This window comes from Maribacter caenipelagi (assembly GCF_004364175.1).
Classification (GTDB): domain Bacteria; phylum Bacteroidota; class Bacteroidia; order Flavobacteriales; family Flavobacteriaceae; genus Maribacter; species Maribacter caenipelagi.
Genome location: NZ_SNZW01000014.1, coordinates 274563 through 293076 on the forward strand (window position 1 = coordinate 274563; position 18514 = coordinate 293076).

Here is an 18514-nt window from a genome sequence, read left to right on the forward strand (position 1 = left end):
TCTTTGAAATGTTCTTACTTTTGCCTAAGATGCAGAATACAATAAACATTAAAAATAAAAGAGCTCGTTTTGAATATGAGCTTTTAGATAAATATACGGCAGGTATTGTTCTAGCGGGTACCGAGATTAAGGCTATTCGAGAAGGTCGAGCTTCTATCTCAGAAAGTTTTTGTGAATTTAACAATAGAGATGAGCTGTTTGTTATCAACATGCAGATTGATGAATATTCTCATGCATCACATTTTAACCACAAACCAAAAGCGGAGCGTAAATTACTTTTACAAAAAAGAGAGCTTAAAAAACTCAGTAAAGAGGTAAACACGTCTGGTTTAACAATTGTACCACTTCGTGTATTTGTAAACGAAAGAGGTTTTGCAAAAATGCAGATTGCATTAGCTAAGGGTAAAAAACTCTACGATAAAAGAGAGTCTATTAAGGATCGTGATAATAAAAGAGACCTTGATCGTATTAAAAAGAATTTCAATAATTAGTTTTTATTTTCTAGTAAAGGCACAAATCTAAAAGAACCGTACTCTGTTTTTGAGAACTCTTTATCAGTAGTTCTAACAAACAAGGTCATTATTTGTTCTTCAAAACCAATTGGTATCACTAACCTACCCCCTACTTTTAACTGCGACAATAAAGCTCTAGGCACTTCTGGCGCACCGGCAGTTACGATTATACGATCAAAAGGTGCTTCTTTAGGTAATCCTTTATAACCATCTCCAAAAATTACTTGTTTAGGCCTGTAACCCATCTTCTTAAAAAAGAGATTTGTTTTCTTGAATAATTCTAGCTGTCTTTCAACAGTATACACTTTAACCTTTAGTTTTAAAAGAACGGCAGTTTGATACCCACTACCGGTACCAATTTCTAATACTTTTTGTCCGGGTTCGATTTCTAATAATTCCGTTTGAAAAGCAACGGTGTATGGATGCGAAATTGTTTGGTTTGCAGCAATAGGAAACGCTTTGTTTTGATAGGCATGCCCCTCAAAACTACTGTCAATAAATAAATGTCTAGGTATCTCTCTAACGGCATCTAGCACTTTTTTATCAGCTATTCCTTTGTCTATCAATACTTGCGCTAAGTGGTTGCGCATGCCCCTGTGTTTTAAGGTATCTTTCAATGGTAGTCGGTTTGTCCTTCAAAGTTAACAAAGTTCTTCAAACGACGGAAGAAGCAAAGAAAACTAATCTTCATTTTTTATAAAATTGAAATAACCCATAGGATAAAAGTACCTAACTATGCGTATTTTTGGGGAAAACGAAACAAATGCTAAAAGTTGGTGTTTTAGGAGCTGGGCATCTAGGAAAAATCCACCTTAGACTTCTAAACGAATCTAAAAAATATGAACTGATAGGGTTTCACGATGCCGATAGTTCAAACGGAGAAAAAGTGAGTTCTGAATTTGGATATACTTATTTCAATAATCTCGATGATTTAATCGATGCCGTAGATGTTGTTGATATTGTAACCCCTACCCTTTCTCATTACGATTGTGCAAAAAAAGCTATTGAAAAAAGTAAGCATATATTCATTGAAAAACCTATTACCCATACTTTAGAAGAGGCTAATGCACTTCTTGCATTAGAAAAAGAGTACGGAGTAAAAGGACAAGTAGGGCATGTAGAACGTTTTAACCCTGCTTTTACTTCTGTAAAGCACGCTATTAAAGAACCAATGTTCATCGAATCACATAGATTGGCTGAATTTAACCCTAGAGGTACTGATGTACCTGTAGTTTTAGATTTAATGATTCATGATATCGATGCTATTTTAAGTGTTGTAAATTCTGAAGTAACACAAGTCAATGCTAGCGGAGTATCAGTGATCAGTCAATCACCAGATATTGCAAACGCGAGGTTGGAGTTTAAAAATGGTTGTGTAGCGAATTTAACCGCAAGTAGAATATCTTTAAAGAATATGAGAAAATCTCGCTTCTTTCAAAAAGATGCCTATATATCGGTAGATTTTCTTGAGAAGAAGGTTGAAGTTGTAAAAATGAAAGATGCCCCAGAAGAGCCGGGCGATTTCGATATGATCCTACAAAATGCCGAAGGTATCAAAAAGCAGATATATTTTGAAAACCCTTCTATCGAGACCAATAATGCCATATTAGATGAGCTTGAATCTTTTGCCGAAGCTATCAACAACAATACAACCCCGGTAGTAAGTTTAACACAAGGTACGCAAGCTCTAAAAGTTGCCTTACAAATTATTGCAGCGTTTAATCCAAAGAAATTATGAATATAATAGCAGTTATAGGTGCAGGTACAATGGGTAACGGTATAGCCCACGTATTTGCTCAAAACGGATTTCAAGTTCACTTAATAGATGTTTCCAAAGAAGCATTAGATAGAGGTCTTGCTACTATAGCAAAGAATCTAGATCGTATGGTGGCTAAAGAAAAAATAAGCGAAACGGATAAAGACAATACACTAGCAAATATCAAATCTTTTACAGAACTGAAAGCTGGTGTGTCAAAAGTTGATCTTGCTATTGAAGCTGCCACAGAAAATATGACTATCAAGCTAAAGATTTTTAAAGAATTAGATGAGGTTTGCGATGCAACTACCATTTTAGCCTCAAACACTTCTTCTATCTCCATTACCCAGATTGCCGCAGCCACTAGTAGACCTGAAAAAGTTATTGGTATGCATTTTATGAATCCTGTTCCGATCATGAAATTGGTAGAGATTATTAGAGGTTACAGTACTTCTAATGAAACAACCACTGCCATCATGGAGCTTTCTAAAAAACTAGGCAAGACTCCGACCGAGGTTAATGACTACCCTGGCTTCGTAGCCAATAGAATTTTAATGCCCATGATCAATGAGGCTATTGAAACCTTACATCATGGGGTTGCTGGTGTTCAAGAAATAGATACTGTAATGAAGTTAGGTATGGCACACCCAATGGGTCCGTTACAATTAGCAGATTTTATAGGGCTAGATGTTTGCCTTTCTATTTTAAATGTAATGCACGACGGATTCAAAAATCCGAAATACGCACCATCACCTTTACTTGTAAACATGGTTATGGCAGGTAAAAAGGGAGTAAAATCTGGAGAAGGCTTTTATGATTACGCCGAAAGTAGAAAAGCCGAAGTAGTATCAAGCCAATTTACAAACTAGAAGCAGCTAAGAATTCATAATTATATGTCTATAAAAGAAAATCTATTAGCCATCAAAAAAAACATTCCCGACACGGTAACTTTAGTTGCTGTTTCTAAAACAAAACCAATGTCATGCATTCAAGAAGCGTATGATGAAGGGCAACGAGTTTTTGGGGAAAACAGGGTTCAAGAAATGACCGAGAAGTGGGAGAGCTTGCCTAAAGATATTGAATGGCATATGATCGGACATTTACAGCGTAACAAAGTCAAATACATGGCTGAATACGTTTCTTTGGTACACGGTGTTGATAGCCCTAGATTATTGGCAGAAATAAACAAACAAGCAGAAAAACACAACAGAGTTATTTCGTGTTTATTACAAGTACACATTGCAGAAGAGGATACGAAATTCGGATTTAATGAAGAAGAGCTACTTGATTTAGTAGCTAACGAAGAATTTAAAGCTTTTAAGAACGTAAAAATTGTAGGATTAATGGGTATGGCAACCTTTACCGATAACATGGATCAAGTACGTAGAGAATTTGCCAGTCTTAAAACGCTATTCACAAAATTTAAAAGTAATTATGCAGATTTTACTATTCTTTCAATGGGTATGAGTGGTGATTACAATATCGCAATAGAAGAAGGCAGCACCATGGTACGTATAGGAAGTAGTATCTTTGGGTCAAGAAATTAATATCTAAAACACTACCACCCCATAAATTATATTATAATACATGTACGCAATTTTAGATATTGAAACTACAGGAGGAAAATTTAATGAAGAGGGAATCACTGAAATTGCTATTCACAAATTTGATGGTCAAAAAGTAATTGACAAATTTATAAGCCTGGTAAATCCTGAAAGGGAAATACAACCTTTTGTAGTCAAACTTACTGGTATCAACAGTAAAATGCTTAGAACGGCTCCTAAATTTTACGAGGTAGCTAAGCGCATTATCGAAATTACAGAAGATACTGTCATCGTAGCGCATAATGCTCAATTCGATTATAGAATTTTAAGAACAGAATTTAGACGTTTAGGTTATAATTTTGAACGTAAAACCCTTTGTACCGTAGATCTTTCTAAATTATTATTACCCGATGCTGATTCTTACAGCTTAGGTAAATTGGTAAGATCATTAGGCATACCAGTAAGTGATCGCCATAGGGCTAATGGCGATGCCTTGGCAACGATAAAACTCTTTAAACTTTTACTTGCCAAAGATTCTGAAAAAATTATCATTAAAGACACTATTAGAAAAGAAACCCAAGGTGAGCTCTCTGAAAAACAACTAGATATTGTTCGGGACTTACCAAATAAAACGGGCGTCTTTTATATGCACAATAAGGATGGAGATATTATTCACCTTAGTAAAACAAGCGATATTAAAAAGAAGGTCAATCAAATCTTCACAAAAACTAATGATAAATCTAGAAAGCTAGCGAAAGACACCAAAAAGGTAACTTTCGAATTAACCGGAAATGAGCTAGTTGCCATACTAAAAGAATATGAAGAGCTATTGAAGCTCAGACCAAAATATAGTGTCATTCCTAAAAAAAGAATGTATAGCCACGCTATTTGCAAAAGCGTAAACGAAAATGGTTATTTTTCTTTAGACATTAAACCTTATAGAGAATGCAAAGAGCCATTAGGGCTTTTTAACGGTGTATTCAGTGCTAAGAATTATTTGTATAAAATTACAAAGGAGTTTGAACTGTGCGAGAAAGTAAACGGTATCAGTGAAGCTCGAAACAATTGCTCTGGTTATGATGATGGTAATTGTAAAGGCGCTTGTATAGTTAAAGAAGACGTTGAAGAATACAATAAACGTGTTATTGCGGCAACTACTAAAAATAGTATCAACGGCAATAAGGTTGTTGTGGTTGATAAAGGTCGAGAAATTGGGGAGCAAAGTGCTATTTTAATCAAAAATGGCTCTTTAGTTGGTTTTGGATTCTATGATTTGAACTATCAAATAAATAATATTCATATCTTAGAAAGTATAATTACACCTATGAACGGTACTCGCGATGCTAATTATCTTATTGAATCCTATTTAAGAAAAAAGAGAGTACTCAAAATAGTAGAAATAAACGATTAGTTTGAAGGAAGACGAAAAACTATCACCTTGGAAACATAAAATTCATGAAATAATTTATGAAGCAGATACCCCTATGGGTAAATTGTTCGATATTATTCTCTTCATTATTATCATTTTCAGTGTAATCCTTATCATGCTTGAAAGTGTTAAAGCTATCGATGCAGAATATCACGAGGTTCTCTTTGTATTAGAATGGATAGTTACCATATTTTTTACCGTTGAATATATTGCTCGTATAATCTCTATTAAAAAACCAAGTCATTATATCTTTAGTTTTTACGGAATTATAGATTTCTTATCTACAATTCCATTATACATATCTTATATTTTTGCAGGATCACAAGTCCTTTTAGCTGTTCGTGCATTTAGATTATTACGTGTATTTCGTATATTAAAACTTGCTCGTTTTCTTGGTGAAGCCTCGCAATTAAAAAGAGCTTTAAAAGCAAGTAGGGCAAAAATTACCGTATTTCTATTTGCTGTACTAATCGCATCTGTTATGATGGGAACCCTAATGTATTTGGTAGAAGGTGATGAAGCAGGTTTTACTAGTATACCCACAAGTATCTACTGGACCATCGTTACACTTACTACGGTCGGGTATGGAGATATTGCACCCATTACCCCACAAGGACAAGCAATTGCAACAATAATTATGCTCTTAGGTTATGGCATCATCGCTGTACCAACAGGTATGGTCACTGCTGAATTTTCAAAACAGAGTAAAGATAGTTCAAGCCTTAAGACATCTGGAAGTTATGTTCACATCAACACACAATGCTGTCCAACTTGTAGTAAAGAAGGTCATAGAGATGATGCAAAACACTGTTATAATTGCGGATCAATATTAAATGAATAAAAAACTTATATCGGTAGTAGGTCCTACAGCCATTGGCAAGACCAAATTGGCTATACTTTTAGCCCAGTATTATAAAACTGAAATCATATCAGCCGATTCTAGACAATTTTTCAAAGAAATGAATATTGGTACCGCAGTACCTAGTTCAGAAGAGCTAGCCCAAGCTAATCATCATTTTATACAGCATAAAAGCATTACTGAACAATATACTGTTGGTGATTTTGAGCGAGAGGCTATTCAAAAACTATCCGACCTATTTAAAGTACATGATGTCGTAATTATGGTTGGCGGTAGTGGTCTGTATGTAAATGCCGTTACAGACGGACTAAACAACTTCCCTACTGTAGACCCATCAATTCGTGAAGATTTAAATACCGAATTAGCAGAAAAAGGTATTGAAGCTTTACAAATGAAGTTAAAACAATTAGACCCTACATATTTTGATAAGGTAGATATCTATAATCCTCAGCGCGTTATTAGAGCATTAGAAGTGACCATTGGTAGTGACACTCCCTATTCTTCATTTTTAAACAAACCAAAAGTAGAAAGAGAGTTCAAAGTTTTATCTGTAGGCTTGAAAGCTGAACGCCCGTTAATATATGAGCGAATAAACAAACGTGTTGATCTTATGGTCGAAGCCGGACTCTTAGATGAAGCCAAAGATCTGTTATTTTATAAAGAATATAATGCCTTGCAAACGGTTGGCTACAAAGAGCTTTTTAAATATTTTGATGGTGAATGGACTTTAGAGTTCGCTATATCTGAAATTAAGAAAAACACCCGAAGATTCGCCAAAAGACAACTTACTTGGTTTTTTAAAAATAAAGATACTCATTGGGTTGAATACGATTACGATCCTAAAAAGCTTTTACCTGAAATTGATAATCTTATTGTAAATTTAAAAGATGGTTAAAAAACAAATCTTATTTGTAATGGGAGTTTCCGGTAGTGGAAAATCTACGATTGGTAAACTACTAGCAGATAAATTACAGATTCCTTTTTTTGACGGTGATAGTTTTCATCCAGAAGCCAACGTTAAGAAAATGAAGGAAGGTCACCCATTAAACGATGATGATCGCCAAGGTTGGCTAGAGAAGTTAAATGAAGTTGGTAAAGACAATATCTCTACGGGAGCGGTAATTGTTTGCTCTTCGCTCAAAAAAAAGTACCGAACCATTCTTGGGCAAAACTTAGAAAACAAACATCAGTTCGTTTATTTAGAAGGTAGCTTTGAGCTCATCAATGCTCGATTAAGTCAACGAAAGAATCATTATATGCCTGCGGGACTATTACAATCTCAATTTGATATACTTGAATTTCCTGATGAAGCTTTAATAGTATCTATAGACCAAACTCCCGAGGAGATAGTAAACGATATTATCGAAAAGTTATAAAAACAAAAAAGCATCCTTACGGATGCTTTTTTTATACTAATTCTTGTTGAAATTATTCTCCTTCAGTCTTTACTACCAAACGGAATCCTTCACCGTGAATGTTCAATATTTCTACGGTATCATCAACTTTTAGATACTTACGTAATTTAGCAATATAAACATCCATACTACGAGATGTAAAGTAGTTGTCGTCTCTCCATATTTTCGTTAATGCTAATTCTCTTGGCATTAAATCATTTTCATGTAAAGCCAATAAGCGCAATAAATCATTCTCTTTTGGGGAAAGTTTAATTGGCTCGTTATCTTTATATTTTAAGAATCTCAATTTAGAATTTAAGTGGAAACCACCAATTGTAAATTCAAATTTCTTGCTATCAGCTAATACGTTAGAAGCTTTTCTTTGAAGAATTGCTTTTAATTTCATTAGTAATACTTCAGAATCAAATGGCTTGTTCAAATAATCATCTGCACCAGCTTTATATCCTTTAAGAACATCTTCCTTCATTGTTTTTGCCGTTAAAAAAACAATTGGAACATTCTCATTCTTCTCACGAATTTCTTTCGCTAACGTGAAACCATCCTTGTAAGGCATCATAACATCTAATATACAAATGTCATAATTATCTTTTTTGAACTTCTCAAAACCTTCCATTCCATTCTTCGCCAAAGTAACATCAAAGTCATTCATTGACAAATAATCCTTCAATACTATCCCAAAATTCGGGTCATCCTCTACTAAAAGTATTTTCTTGTTTATTGTTTCCATATATTTTTATATTAACGGCAGTTTTATGTAAAATGTACTTCCTTTTCCTTTTTCACTTTCGGCATAAACTTCGCCTTGGTGATCTTCTACTATTTTTTTAACGTAAGATAATCCTAATCCATGTCCTTTCACGTTATGTATGTCTCCGGTATGCTCTCGATAGAATTTTTCAAATACTTTCTTAACTACACCTTTACTCATACCAGCACCTTGATCTTGTACTTTTATAATGATATAATTTTTAGCCCTTTCTGTAAACACATCTATTTTAGGTGCCTCATCAGAGTACTTAATAGCATTATCCAACATATTGACGATTACATTGGTAAAATGCATTTCATTAGCTAAAACTTCACAACGCTCTGCATCTAAATGCGTATGAATATATCCTCCTCTGTCATCTACTATTAATTCTACGTGAGTAATAGCGTCTTCTATTATGTCGTGCACATTAACCCTATCCTTACTAATATCAAGCTGATTTTTCTCAAGCTTAGAGATTCTCAATACATTTTCAACTTGAGCATGCATTCTTTTGTTCTCATCGCGAATCATCTGTAAATACCTTAAAACCTTTTCTTGATCCGTAATTATCTTCGGATTTCTTATCGCCTCAACAGCAAGATTTATGGTCGCAATCGGAGTTTTAAACTCATGCGTCATATTATTTATGAAATCTGTTTTTATTTCAGATATCTGTTTTTGACGAATTAACTGATAAATTGCCCCTGCATAAGCTACCACAATAATTAAGGTAAACAATAACGAAAGCATTGCCAGACCTAAAATAGATTGTACCAAGAATCTTTTTTTCTTCGGAAAGGAAATTAACAAATCGAAATTTGAAACTCCTTCATAATCTACGAACATGGGTGACCTATAAATATTCACCTCTGCATATTTAAATTTGGATGACTTCACTTTGGTCGGTAAACCATTGCTATAGACCCCATATTCAAATGCAATATCAACTCCTCTATTTTCCAACTCTCGTTGTAAAAGCAACTCAATTTCTTGTTTAGAAACACGCTTATGAATAGGAACACGTTTGGCATACACCATAAATACATCTTCCATGGCAGCTTTCTCCATTTTATTAAGTCCTCCGATTTTTTCAAATCTTTGAATAGGATTTAAACGTGGTATGTTTCCTTCTAAGTCGACATCTGCTCTAAAAATTGAAGTAGTACGCTTACTGGTATAACTTTTAATGATGGTTGTATCTGCACCATCACTACTATCAAAGAACGTAGACGATATTCCGTAATCTTCTTCTAAAATACCATGTTCGTACAGTAATATTTCATTAGAATTGACATCTCTATCAATAAAGAAAAAATTAGTAAGCTGAGTACCTTTTAGCTCTCCTCCCGCACTATCCTTTGCTTGCAAATACCTGTCGAAGTAGTTCTTAGATTCTCTTTCGGTAATCTTATTGGTGACACTGTTCAACGCTTCGGAAACGCTACTAGAGAATTGTTCTTCTCCGCTATCTATAGATTTACTAATCCAGAAACTTTGAACGAAAATCAGACCAATAAGTGAAAGGCTCATTAAAACCACTAAGAGCACAAATAACTTTTTGTTCATTGGATGTTAAAATTAAAGATTTAACAGTTAGAGGTTAGTACGTTTAACCTAACCTTAACAAAAATGTTAAAATTGCTATTTTACTAGCAGTCAGTAAGGATTGATGCGTGTACTTGTAGAACTTTTTCTCTAGTTCTTTCTAGATCAGTATTTTCGATAATGAAATTTGCTAATTCTAATTTTATCTCATCATCAAGTTGATTAGTCATACGGGCTTCAACTTGTTCTCTTGTGCTATTATCTCTATCCAATACTCGCTCTATACGAACTTCTTTTGGGGCAGTTACCAAAATTACGTCATCGTATAACCCTTGCGATTTGTTTTCAAACAATAATGCTGTTTCTTGAATTACATAACAGGATTCTTGATTTTTTGTCCAATCTATAAAGTCTTGCCTAACTACTGGGTGAACTATATTATTGAGTTTTGCCAATAATTCTGAATCGTTAAATACTTTCTCTGCTATATAGGATCTATTCAGCTTTCCTTTTACATAAGCTTCTTTCCCTAACAACTCAACCAATTGTTTATTGATTATCTCAGAAGTATTCATTAAAAATTTTGCGCGTTTGTCTGAGTCATAAACTGGAACACCCAATTCTTGAAACATAGCCGCTACGGTAGACTTACCACTTCCTATACCTCCTGTAAGACCAATTACTATCATTCTCTTCGAAGTATAAATTCGACTTCATTTGTACTTATAACGGCATTATTCAAAGTTCTTGGATATTTCACCAATTTCACTGATAATCTATTTTCCGTTTCCTTAGACACTTTGGCGTAATCTGCTTCTACTGAAAAATCTTCTATTTCTAGTTCTTTCAAATGCTCTAATGTACCTTGACAACGAACTTCAACTATTTCTGGAAATGTACGAACCCTTACATTTTCAGGTAAATTAATTACATGAACCGGGACTTTAATCACCTGTTCTGAAAATTTTACCACATTACCCGAGACTACAACGTTTTGACTCGAAAATGTCGTGCCTTTCAATTGCTCAGGTAATTGCAAGGCAATTTCATTTGAAAATGAACTATTTAGATTATTCTTTTTTAACAAGACCGTTCTAATTTGGCTAATAGAATCTATTTGGCTTTTAGGCCCTGATATTTGAATAGAATCTGGCTTTACCTTAATATCACCTTCAAGAATATGATTGGTCGCAAAAGTCAGTTCCACTAATGCCTTTACAGGTACTATTTTAGTCTCTAAAGATGTAAAATCGAAATAAATTGCATCGCTTTCAAAATCGGTAAGCGTACTATAATTATTAAGTTGAGATTCTAGTTGTATTCTAATTTGGTCTGATGTTAGATAATAGCTATCATCTTTATACATCACTTTACTGACATCTAACTGAATATGCTTAGGTTTCAGTTCGTATCCTAAAAACTGGAATCCTGCTGCTTGTAGCCGCACTTGAATTTCATCTTTGGGAGTATTTGCCAATAAAAATTCTTCAGGAACATTAATATACTCTACTTGAAAAGTAGTATTGCTCGTATAGGTAAGTGACAACTTATTAATTAGCCAAGCTAGAGAAGCACATAACAAGAACACTAGAAAGACTTTTACCTTCCTTTTCTTTAGTCCTGTCTTAATCCACTCTATTAAACGCTCCATCAGTTAACTCTAAAAAATAATTTCGGAAAAATTTCCTCTGGTTTCTTACCTGAGGAATTAATATACAGAGTTGATTTTAAAAATCCGTACCCATATCCAATAAATTGTATCGCTGTTGCCAATAAAGATAGAAAGGCAACTTTTAAATTACCAGTTTTACGAAGGGCATCTACAAATAGCAATAGAAAGTATAGGGAATAAACGTATAAGGGTATCATAAACCCAGCTATTGCCAATACAAACGAAATCAATAGACCTAAGCAAAAAACGGTCGGAAACCAATAGGTAATCTTTTTGGTCTCTGGATGCCACTTATTCAATATAGGACGCACCATACCAAATTTATTCACCTGAGTATAAAACTTATTCCAGTCTATTCGCCTCTTATGAAATACAAATGCTTCTGAAATCAATTTTGTTTTATAACCCTTATTCCAAATACGTATCGTAAGGTCTGGATCTTCACCCGGATGAATATTTCCGTACCCGCCTACTTTTTCAAAAGCTTCCTTTGAAATACCCATATTAAAACTTCTGGGCTGAAACTTATCTACCGCTTTTTTTCCACCACGAATTCCTCCAGTGGTTAAAAAAGAGGTCATGGCATAATTAATTGCTTTTTGAACGGTAGAAAAAGATTCATGTGCCGCATCTGGACCTCCATAGCAATGCACATAATCTTCTTGTAAACTCTTTTCCGCTTCCACAAGGTATTGTGGCGGCAAAATACAGTCGGAATCCAATACGATGAAGTAGTTACCCTTTGCCCTAGACATTCCGTAATTACGAGAATCACCAGGACCAGAATTAGGCTTCTTATAATATGAAATTGCCAGAGCGTCTACATACTCACCTATGACTTCTTCCGATGAAATAGTAGAGCCGTCTTCGACGATAACCACCTCAAAAGTTTTGTCATAGGTTTGTAAACGTAGACTGTCCAACAGTTCTTTAATTTCGTTGGGTCTATTGTATACGGGAATGATAAAAGAAAACGATAAGTCCATTATTACTCTCCTTTAATGAATAGGCTCCAACAAAATTGAAAAAATAAAATTATGATTAAAACTTCTCTATAACTTCTTGACTAACCCCTGTGTTAGAGAAACCACCGTCATGAAACAAGTTCTGCATAGTTACTTTTCTTGTAAGGTCAGAGAACAATGTTATGGTATAATCTGCACAGTCTTGAGCTGAAGCATTACCTAACGGTGACATTTTTTCAGCATAGCTGATAAAACCATCAAAGCCTTTTACCCCTTGTCCTGCAGTAGTTGCAGTAGGTGACTGAGAAATTGTATTTACACGTACATTTTTCTCTTTACCAAAGAAGTAACCAAAGCTACGGGCAACAGACTCTAAATATGCTTTGTTGTCTGCCATATCATTATAATCTGGGAAAGTTCTTTGTGCTGCCATATAAGTCAATGCTACAACACTACCCCATTCATTCATGGCATCTGCTTTGTAAAGCGATTGTAATACTTTATGAAAAGAAAGGGCTGAAACATCCCATCCTTTAGCCGTAAAATCATATTTTTCATCTGTGTAAGCACGACCTTTACGTACGTTAACAGACATGCCGATTGAATGTAATACGAAATCTATTTTTCCTCCTAAAATTTCAACTGCCTTTGCTACTAAATTATCCAAGTCTTCAACACTTGTAGCATCTGCAGGTATAATTTCTGAACCTGTTTCTTTTGCCAATTGGTCTATCTGACCCATTCTCATAGCAATTGGGGCGTTTGTCAAAACAAAAGTACCACCTTCTGCGTGTACCGTTTGAGCTGTTTTCCACGCAATAGAATTTTCGTCTAATGCTCCAAAAATAATTCCCCTTTTACCTTTTAATAAGTTATATCCCATGATGGTTGATTCTATAGTTAGATTTAAAATTCAAAGATATCCAAAATATGTTAATAGAGAATTGAAGTACTACTTAAAAACCCTAAAACAACAGTCTTAATGTAGTAGCATAAAATCTCAATTGACACAAGACCAATCACATTTTTCAAAAATGTAATGTTTTATATACTTGAAGATGCACTTAAAAGTTCTTTTGCATGGGCCAATGCAGAATCAGAAAGATCTTTACCGCTTAGCATATGAGCCAACTCTACCACTCTTTCATCATTGGTCAATTGCTTTAAATTGGTCATCGTACGCTCTTTACCTTCGGTTTTAAAGACTTTGAAATGGTTGTTTCCTTTTGATGCTACTTGCGGTAAATGCGTAATAGAAAACACCTGTAAATCCGTACTCATATCTTTCATAATATCTGCCATGCGGTCAGATATTTCCCCTGACACACCAGTATCTATTTCATCGAACATTATAGTTGGTAACTTTTCATACTTGGCAAGTATGGATTTGATCACCAACATTATTCTAGACAATTCCCCACCAGATGCTACTTTCTTTAATTCGCCATAACTACCACCTCTATTGGCGGTAAATAAAAATGAAAGCTCATCTTTACCGGTAACTGTAAACGCCTCGGCAGCGCTTAATTTTATTTCGAACGATGCACTTGGCATACCTAACAATCCCAAATCGGACTCCAATTTTTTCTTAAGTTGTGGAATTACCAAGTTTCTTTTTTCTCGTAACAGAATAGCCTTTGATTCCAAGACAGCTTCCATCTCTTCGATTTCCTTTGTTCTAGATGCAATTTTATCATCTAAATTGGCAGTTTCAAAAACTTTATCAGCAAGGTCGTTCTTAATGCTAATCAACTCAGCTATATCGCTGACATTATGCTTTTTCTGTAAATTATACAGCAGCTGTAATTTATTATTCACCTGTTCTAGCTGATCAGGGTTCGCCTCCACCCCTTCTTGAAGACGCTGCAATTCTGAACTCACATCATCTAGTTCTATCATTACAGATTTTACACGCTCAAACAAATCTTTGTAGCTAGACCCAAAATCTATCAGTTTTGAAAGTGATTGGCGCATTTCTGTTACTAAAGGCAAAACTCCTATTTGCTCATCATTGAACAATTGGTCTCCTTTAGACAACTGCTCCATAATCAACTCCACATTGTTCAGCTGTTCATATTCTTCTTCCAGCTCTTCAATAATTCCTGCTTTTAACGGTGCTTTTTCTAATTCTTCCAGCAAAAAAGTATTGTAATCTTGTTCTTTGTTCGCTGTGCTTTGAAGTTCAATAAGTTTCTCTAATTCCTTCTGCGCTTTACGATAAGTTTTTAAATCTTTTCTATATGCCGTTAATCTTTTTTGATTGTTTGCCAGCGCATCTACTAATTTTAACTGAAAATCATTTTCAATTAGTTGCATAGTCTGATGCTGAGAATGAATATCTATTAGGTTTTCACCCAATGTAGATAAGACCCCTAACGTAACAGGAGTATCGTTTACAAATGCCCTAGACTTACCACTTGGTAAAATCTCACGCCTAATGACCGTACTATCATCATAGTCCAAATCATTTTCTTCAAAGAAATTTTGGAGTCCGTATGTGTCAATTTTAAAAGTTCCCTCTATAATACATTTTTGATCCTTAACTCGTAACGAGCTTAAATCTGCACGTTTACCAAGCACTAAGGATAATCCGCCAAGTAAAATAGACTTACCAGCACCTGTTTCACCGGTAATAACCGTAAAACCTTTATTAAAGTCTACTTCTAGACTATCAATTAATGCGTAATTAGAAATGGAAAGGGTTGAGAGCACGCGTTAGAATTTTAGATTCACAAAGGTAATCTATAATTCCGTTTTGTAAAAAGGTTCAATATTTAATATCGTTCCAGGTAGTTGCGTATAAAGGTGCTATTTTATTCAGGGTTTCTTTAAGCTTCACGATATCTACTTTCGGTCCGTCAGAAAAAATATTTTTTATTTCTTCAGATTTTGCATCAAAGAAAGTTGAAATCAAAAATGCATTTGGTCTTCTATTGATCATCGTTTGAAACAGATTCATCGTACCTGCAATTACTTGCTTGCCCGTACTATTGTTATCTGGTAATATATCAAGTCCTTTTCTATGATAGTTATACATCGCAATACGGTACTCTCTATAGGTATTTGACAAAAGGTTATCTATTAATTCAAATCTACTTCTGTTAGAATCGGCAGACTGACTCCATCCGGCAGAATTACTACCTTGTGCCTGAGTAACAATATTCTGTGCTTTTCTATAAAACTCGGTTCCTCCTTCCAAAGAAAAAGTATCTGCATCTAAACCTAAAATCACGTAAACATAATATGCCATTACGCTTACCAAGTTAGATTCGAACTGATTCTCATTAAAAATCAACGGTTGAAATTCAATGTATTGAAAATTGAACGCATTGTCTTTATAATTAAAAACCGGAGTTGAATATGACGTATTATAAACTGGTCTCGATGATTGTATTTGTATATTACCGCTAAAACTATTAGACTCGTAAGAAGTAATGGTTATAAACATTTGTGCATTTACCCTTTCATTCTCTTTATAAACCCTATTAGTCCACTTGGTTTTATTTATAAAATCATTCAACGAACGTTCTAATGTCTTAAAAACCTGCTGATCACCTCGAGATAGTTGGTCAGAATTGAGCGTAACCGCACAAGTTAATTCTTGAGCATTTGCAACTAAACCAAAAAAGAAAAAAAGTAATAGAAATACAGCCTTACGCATACCGTCTTTTAATAATTTCATTGAAGATATCCACGGCAACTTCTGCCTTGGTCTTTAGTTCAAACGTAGTAATGTTAGAAATGGTATCTATAAATGAAACTTTATTGGTAACACCGCCAAAACCAGCACCTTTATCTCGCATAGAATTCAATACGATGGCGTCTAAATTTTTGCGTTTTAGTTTACCTTTTGCGTTTTCAATTTCGTTTTCAGTTTCTAAAGCGAAACCGACCAAGAATTGATTTTTTTTATGATTACCGAAGGTTTTCAAAATGTCTTTATTCTTCACCAATTCAATAGTGAAGTTTTCTTCGGATTTTTTAATCTTCTGACCTGCAACGGTCTTAGGTCTATAATCCGCTACAGCTGCTGCACAAATTACGATATCTGAAGTTTCATAATACATTTGCGCACTATGATACATATCATCTGCAGACACTACATTGACAACATGAATATTGTCGTGAGTAACAGATAAATGTGTAGGACCGGTAACCAGATAGACTTCTGCACCTAGACTTGCCGCTGTTTTAGCGAGTTCAAAACCCATTAATCCAGAGGAATGATTTCCTATAAAACGGACAGGGTCAATTGCTTCATAGGTGGGTCCTGCGGTAATTAACACTTTTTTACCTGATAATGGTAATCCATCTGATAACTGCTTTTTAATAAAGCTTACAATATCTTCTGGCTCTGCCATTCTACCTTCTCCATGTAAGCCACTCGCAAGTTCGCCACTTGTTGCCGGTATAATCATGTTACCAAACGAAGCAAGCGCATCTAAAGAACTTTTTGTACTTGGATGTTTGTACATATCAAGATCCATAGCCGGAGCAATGAAAACCGGACATTTAGCCGATAAATAGGTAGCCATTAAAATATTATCGCAGTTACCGGCTGCCATTTTAGACATGGTATTCGCAGTAGCCGGTGCAATGATCATTAAGTCTGCCCACAGCCCCATTTCTACATGATTGTTCCAGTCGACGGTATTGTCTTCTGTCTTTACAAAATCAAGCACTACAGGGTTTTTAGCTAAAGTGGCCAAGGTAAGTGGGGAAACAAAAGAACTGGCGCTATCAGTAAGAATGACCTTAACGCTAGCACCAGCTTTTATAAATAAACGAACTAAGAATGTTGTTTTGTAGGCGGCAATTCCTCCTGTAATTCCTAAAAGAATATTTTTGCCGTTCAACATATATCTTAAGCGTCTTTTTCTGTATTTCTATGGTAGATTTTATCCATCAACCACTCTTCTACTGCCATTGCGTGTGGCTTAGGTAATTTTTCGTAAAACTTAGAAACTTCTATTTGTTCTTTGTTTTCAAAAACTTCTTCTAAACTATCGCTATAAGTAGCAAACTCTTCTAATTTCTCTAAAAGTTCTTTCTTGATTTCAGAATTGATTTGAACAGCACGCTTTGCAGCGATTGAAATAGCCTCATAGATATTTTCAGTAGGTGCATCGAACTCATTACGGTTAATAGTTACCGTAGATACCGATGCCTTAGAGTTTTTTAAATCGTTCATATTCATAATTAAATTATTTATTTTGATTCAACGACCTGCGCTTGCATACGTTGTAATTCTTTATCAATTTTTTCAATTAAATCTGTAGCTTCCTTATCGAATTTAGATTCAGGAAACTGTTTTTGCATTGCAGCATGAGCAGACTTTGCATTCTTTAAACGCTCTTCTTTTAATTGCTCAAAACTATTTACAGCCATATGCGTTAACGCTTCAACCTTAATAAACATTGCTTCTTCTCTAAAAGGAGAACCTGGGTTATCTGATACAAAGTTATCACTGGCAGCCACTGCAGATTTAAGCATATCATAATTGAACTCGCCCAATTTGTTATACTGCTTTAATATCTCAAACGCCTTTTTTTGCTTTTTTGTTGTTAGCTCTTGCGCCATAGTATTGGCTTCGGCATAAAACTCAGATTCAGAATGCGTGTTAATGAAATTCTGTAATTTCAATAATGCCTTATCTGTATCGGTCTGATCTAAAGAATATTCTGGAGATAACTTGTAGAAACTTTTAGCGCCTAAAAAAGTAGCTTCAACCGCCTTATCACTTTTTGGATATGATTTTACAAAACGCTCAAACTGATAGCCCGCCATGTTGTAATCTTCTCGCTGAAAGTAGCTGTTAGATAAAAAGAACATAACGCGCTCACCTTGAGGTTTACCTACATATTTAGGTGCTATTTGCTCAAGCAATCTGTTAGCTCTTCTAAAGTCACCTTCTTCATAGAAAGTTTCGGCCATATCATATTTCGCTTTTACATCATCGTTCTTAAGTACTTTTTGGTACTCGCTACACGATTGTAAAGCAATGGCAATCAATAGTATTGGGAAAACTCTCCTCATTTTAAAAAACATTTTGCAAAATTAGTGATT

The 18514-nt window shown here is 34.8% G+C and carries 20 protein-coding genes; 8 read left to right on the plus strand and 12 right to left on the minus strand.

Annotated elements, in window-relative coordinates; genetic code table 11:
• Nucleotides 1–29: 29 nt before the first annotated feature.
• Nucleotides 30–491 carry an SsrA-binding protein SmpB gene (gene smpB, locus DFQ03_RS09220; RefSeq protein ID WP_133672884.1) on the plus strand — a complete coding sequence of 154 codons (462 nt, stop codon included), beginning with the start codon at nt 30–32 and terminating at the stop codon, nt 489–491.
• Here the strand turns inward: smpB and DFQ03_RS09225 are convergent.
• Entirely contained in the window at nt 488–1129 is a 642-nt protein-coding gene (locus DFQ03_RS09225) for a protein-L-isoaspartate(D-aspartate) O-methyltransferase (protein WP_133672885.1), read from the minus strand. The two genes, smpB and DFQ03_RS09225, sit on opposite strands and share 4 nt — an antisense overlap.
• Nucleotides 1130–1275: 146 nt before the next feature.
• Between DFQ03_RS09225 and DFQ03_RS09230 the strand changes: the two genes are divergently transcribed.
• The 7 genes from DFQ03_RS09230 to DFQ03_RS09260 are packed head-to-tail and all read left to right on the plus strand — an operon-like array spanning nt 1276 to nt 7476.
• Entirely contained in the window at nt 1276–2250 is a 975-nt protein-coding gene (locus tag DFQ03_RS09230) for a Gfo/Idh/MocA family protein (protein ID WP_133673136.1), read from the plus strand.
• Entirely contained in the window at nt 2247–3137 is an 891-nt protein-coding gene (locus tag DFQ03_RS09235; RefSeq protein WP_133672886.1) for a 3-hydroxybutyryl-CoA dehydrogenase, read from the plus strand. The genes DFQ03_RS09230 and DFQ03_RS09235 overlap by 4 nt, the downstream gene beginning before the upstream one ends.
• Nucleotides 3138–3161: 24 nt before the next feature.
• Nucleotides 3162–3815: a YggS family pyridoxal phosphate-dependent enzyme gene (locus DFQ03_RS09240; protein ID WP_133672887.1), complete on the plus strand. Its 654-nt coding sequence runs from the start codon at nt 3162–3164 to the stop codon at nt 3813–3815.
• 40 nt (nt 3816–3855) lie between these two features.
• Nucleotides 3856–5223 (plus strand): 3'-5' exonuclease, encoded by a 1368-nt coding sequence (locus DFQ03_RS09245; RefSeq protein ID WP_133672888.1) that lies wholly within the window; start codon nt 3856–3858, stop codon nt 5221–5223.
• Nucleotide 5224: 1 nt separating this feature from the next.
• On the plus strand, nt 5225–6082 hold the full coding sequence (locus tag DFQ03_RS09250; protein WP_243834467.1) for an ion transporter: 858 nt from the start codon (nt 5225–5227) through the stop codon (nt 6080–6082).
• Nucleotides 6075–6995 (plus strand): tRNA (adenosine(37)-N6)-dimethylallyltransferase MiaA, encoded by a 921-nt coding sequence (gene miaA, locus DFQ03_RS09255; RefSeq protein ID WP_133672889.1) that lies wholly within the window; start codon nt 6075–6077, stop codon nt 6993–6995. Before DFQ03_RS09250 ends, miaA begins: the two co-directional genes overlap by 8 nt.
• Nucleotides 6988–7476 (plus strand): gluconokinase, encoded by a 489-nt coding sequence (locus tag DFQ03_RS09260; protein ID WP_133672890.1) that lies wholly within the window; start codon nt 6988–6990, stop codon nt 7474–7476. Before miaA ends, DFQ03_RS09260 begins: the two co-directional genes overlap by 8 nt.
• A gap of 52 nt (nt 7477–7528) precedes the next feature.
• Here DFQ03_RS09260 and DFQ03_RS09265 read toward each other — a convergent pair whose 3' ends face one another.
• From DFQ03_RS09265 to DFQ03_RS09315, 11 genes are all read right to left on the minus strand, one after another.
• The gene (locus DFQ03_RS09265; RefSeq protein ID WP_133672891.1) at nt 7529–8242 is read right to left on the minus strand and encodes a response regulator transcription factor; all 714 of its coding nucleotides are present in this window, start codon (nt 8240–8242) and stop codon (nt 7529–7531) included.
• Between the two features lie 6 nt (nt 8243–8248).
• The gene (locus DFQ03_RS09270) at nt 8249–9832 is read right to left on the minus strand and encodes a sensor histidine kinase (protein ID WP_133672892.1); all 1584 of its coding nucleotides are present in this window, start codon (nt 9830–9832) and stop codon (nt 8249–8251) included.
• 83 nt (nt 9833–9915) lie between these two features.
• On the minus strand, nt 9916–10500 hold the full coding sequence (coaE, locus tag DFQ03_RS09275; protein WP_133672893.1) for a dephospho-CoA kinase: 585 nt from the start codon (nt 10498–10500) through the stop codon (nt 9916–9918).
• Nucleotides 10497–11462: a CdaR family protein gene (locus DFQ03_RS09280; protein WP_133672894.1), complete on the minus strand. Its 966-nt coding sequence runs from the start codon at nt 11460–11462 to the stop codon at nt 10497–10499. Before DFQ03_RS09280 ends, coaE begins: the two co-directional genes overlap by 4 nt.
• Entirely contained in the window at nt 11462–12469 is a 1008-nt protein-coding gene (locus DFQ03_RS09285) for a glycosyltransferase (protein ID WP_133672895.1), read from the minus strand. Before DFQ03_RS09285 ends, DFQ03_RS09280 begins: the two co-directional genes overlap by 1 nt.
• A gap of 55 nt (nt 12470–12524) precedes the next feature.
• Nucleotides 12525–13331: an enoyl-ACP reductase FabI gene (locus tag DFQ03_RS09290; RefSeq protein ID WP_133672896.1), complete on the minus strand. Its 807-nt coding sequence runs from the start codon at nt 13329–13331 to the stop codon at nt 12525–12527.
• A gap of 161 nt (nt 13332–13492) precedes the next feature.
• Nucleotides 13493–15160, minus strand: coding sequence for a DNA repair protein RecN (gene recN / locus DFQ03_RS09295; protein ID WP_133672897.1), 1668 nt, complete (start codon nt 15158–15160; stop codon nt 13493–13495).
• A gap of 55 nt (nt 15161–15215) precedes the next feature.
• On the minus strand, nt 15216–16109 hold the full coding sequence (gene porD / locus DFQ03_RS09300; RefSeq protein ID WP_133673138.1) for a type IX secretion system protein PorD: 894 nt from the start codon (nt 16107–16109) through the stop codon (nt 15216–15218).
• The gene (coaBC, locus tag DFQ03_RS09305) at nt 16102–17307 is read right to left on the minus strand and encodes a bifunctional phosphopantothenoylcysteine decarboxylase/phosphopantothenate--cysteine ligase CoaBC (RefSeq protein ID WP_133672898.1); all 1206 of its coding nucleotides are present in this window, start codon (nt 17305–17307) and stop codon (nt 16102–16104) included. The genes porD and coaBC overlap by 8 nt, the downstream gene beginning before the upstream one ends.
• Nucleotides 17308–17312: 5 nt before the next feature.
• Nucleotides 17313–17639 (minus strand): DNA-directed RNA polymerase subunit omega, encoded by a 327-nt coding sequence (locus DFQ03_RS09310; RefSeq protein WP_133672899.1) that lies wholly within the window; start codon nt 17637–17639, stop codon nt 17313–17315.
• Between the two features lie 17 nt (nt 17640–17656).
• Nucleotides 17657–18484 (minus strand): outer membrane protein assembly factor BamD, encoded by an 828-nt coding sequence (locus DFQ03_RS09315; RefSeq protein ID WP_243834468.1) that lies wholly within the window; start codon nt 18482–18484, stop codon nt 17657–17659.
• Nucleotides 18485–18514: the final 30 nt, after the last annotated feature.

What these genes read in the sequence shown, in the direction of transcription:
- smpB (WP_133672884.1), top strand. Translation starts at nt 30, where the DNA reads ATGCAGAATACAATAAACATTAAAAATAAAAGAGCTCGTTTTGAATAT.
- DFQ03_RS09230 (WP_133673136.1), top strand. Translation starts at nt 1,276, where the DNA reads ATGCTAAAAGTTGGTGTTTTAGGAGCTGGGCATCTAGGAAAAATCCAC.
- DFQ03_RS09235 (WP_133672886.1), top strand. Translation starts at nt 2,247, where the DNA reads ATGAATATAATAGCAGTTATAGGTGCAGGTACAATGGGTAACGGTATA.
- DFQ03_RS09240 (WP_133672887.1), top strand. Translation starts at nt 3,162, where the DNA reads ATGTCTATAAAAGAAAATCTATTAGCCATCAAAAAAAACATTCCCGAC.
- DFQ03_RS09245 (WP_133672888.1), top strand. Translation starts at nt 3,856, where the DNA reads ATGTACGCAATTTTAGATATTGAAACTACAGGAGGAAAATTTAATGAA.
- miaA (WP_133672889.1), top strand. Translation starts at nt 6,075, where the DNA reads ATGAATAAAAAACTTATATCGGTAGTAGGTCCTACAGCCATTGGCAAG.
- DFQ03_RS09260 (WP_133672890.1), top strand. Translation starts at nt 6,988, where the DNA reads ATGGTTAAAAAACAAATCTTATTTGTAATGGGAGTTTCCGGTAGTGGA.
- DFQ03_RS09265 (WP_133672891.1), bottom strand. Translation starts at nt 8,242, where the DNA reads ATGGAAACAATAAACAAGAAAATACTTTTAGTAGAGGATGACCCGAAT.
- DFQ03_RS09270 (WP_133672892.1), bottom strand. Translation starts at nt 9,832, where the DNA reads ATGAACAAAAAGTTATTTGTGCTCTTAGTGGTTTTAATGAGCCTTTCA.
- coaE (WP_133672893.1), bottom strand. Translation starts at nt 10,500, where the DNA reads ATGATAGTAATTGGTCTTACAGGAGGTATAGGAAGTGGTAAGTCTACC.
- DFQ03_RS09280 (WP_133672894.1), bottom strand. Translation starts at nt 11,462, where the DNA reads ATGGAGCGTTTAATAGAGTGGATTAAGACAGGACTAAAGAAAAGGAAG.
- DFQ03_RS09285 (WP_133672895.1), bottom strand. Translation starts at nt 12,469, where the DNA reads ATGGACTTATCGTTTTCTTTTATCATTCCCGTATACAATAGACCCAAC.
- DFQ03_RS09290 (WP_133672896.1), bottom strand. Translation starts at nt 13,331, where the DNA reads ATGGGATATAACTTATTAAAAGGTAAAAGGGGAATTATTTTTGGAGCA.
- porD (WP_133673138.1), bottom strand. Translation starts at nt 16,109, where the DNA reads ATGCGTAAGGCTGTATTTCTATTACTTTTTTTCTTTTTTGGTTTAGTT.
- coaBC (WP_133672898.1), bottom strand. Translation starts at nt 17,307, where the DNA reads ATGTTGAACGGCAAAAATATTCTTTTAGGAATTACAGGAGGAATTGCC.
- DFQ03_RS09310 (WP_133672899.1), bottom strand. Translation starts at nt 17,639, where the DNA reads ATGAACGATTTAAAAAACTCTAAGGCATCGGTATCTACGGTAACTATT.
- DFQ03_RS09315 (WP_243834468.1), bottom strand. Translation starts at nt 18,484, where the DNA reads ATGAGGAGAGTTTTCCCAATACTATTGATTGCCATTGCTTTACAATCG.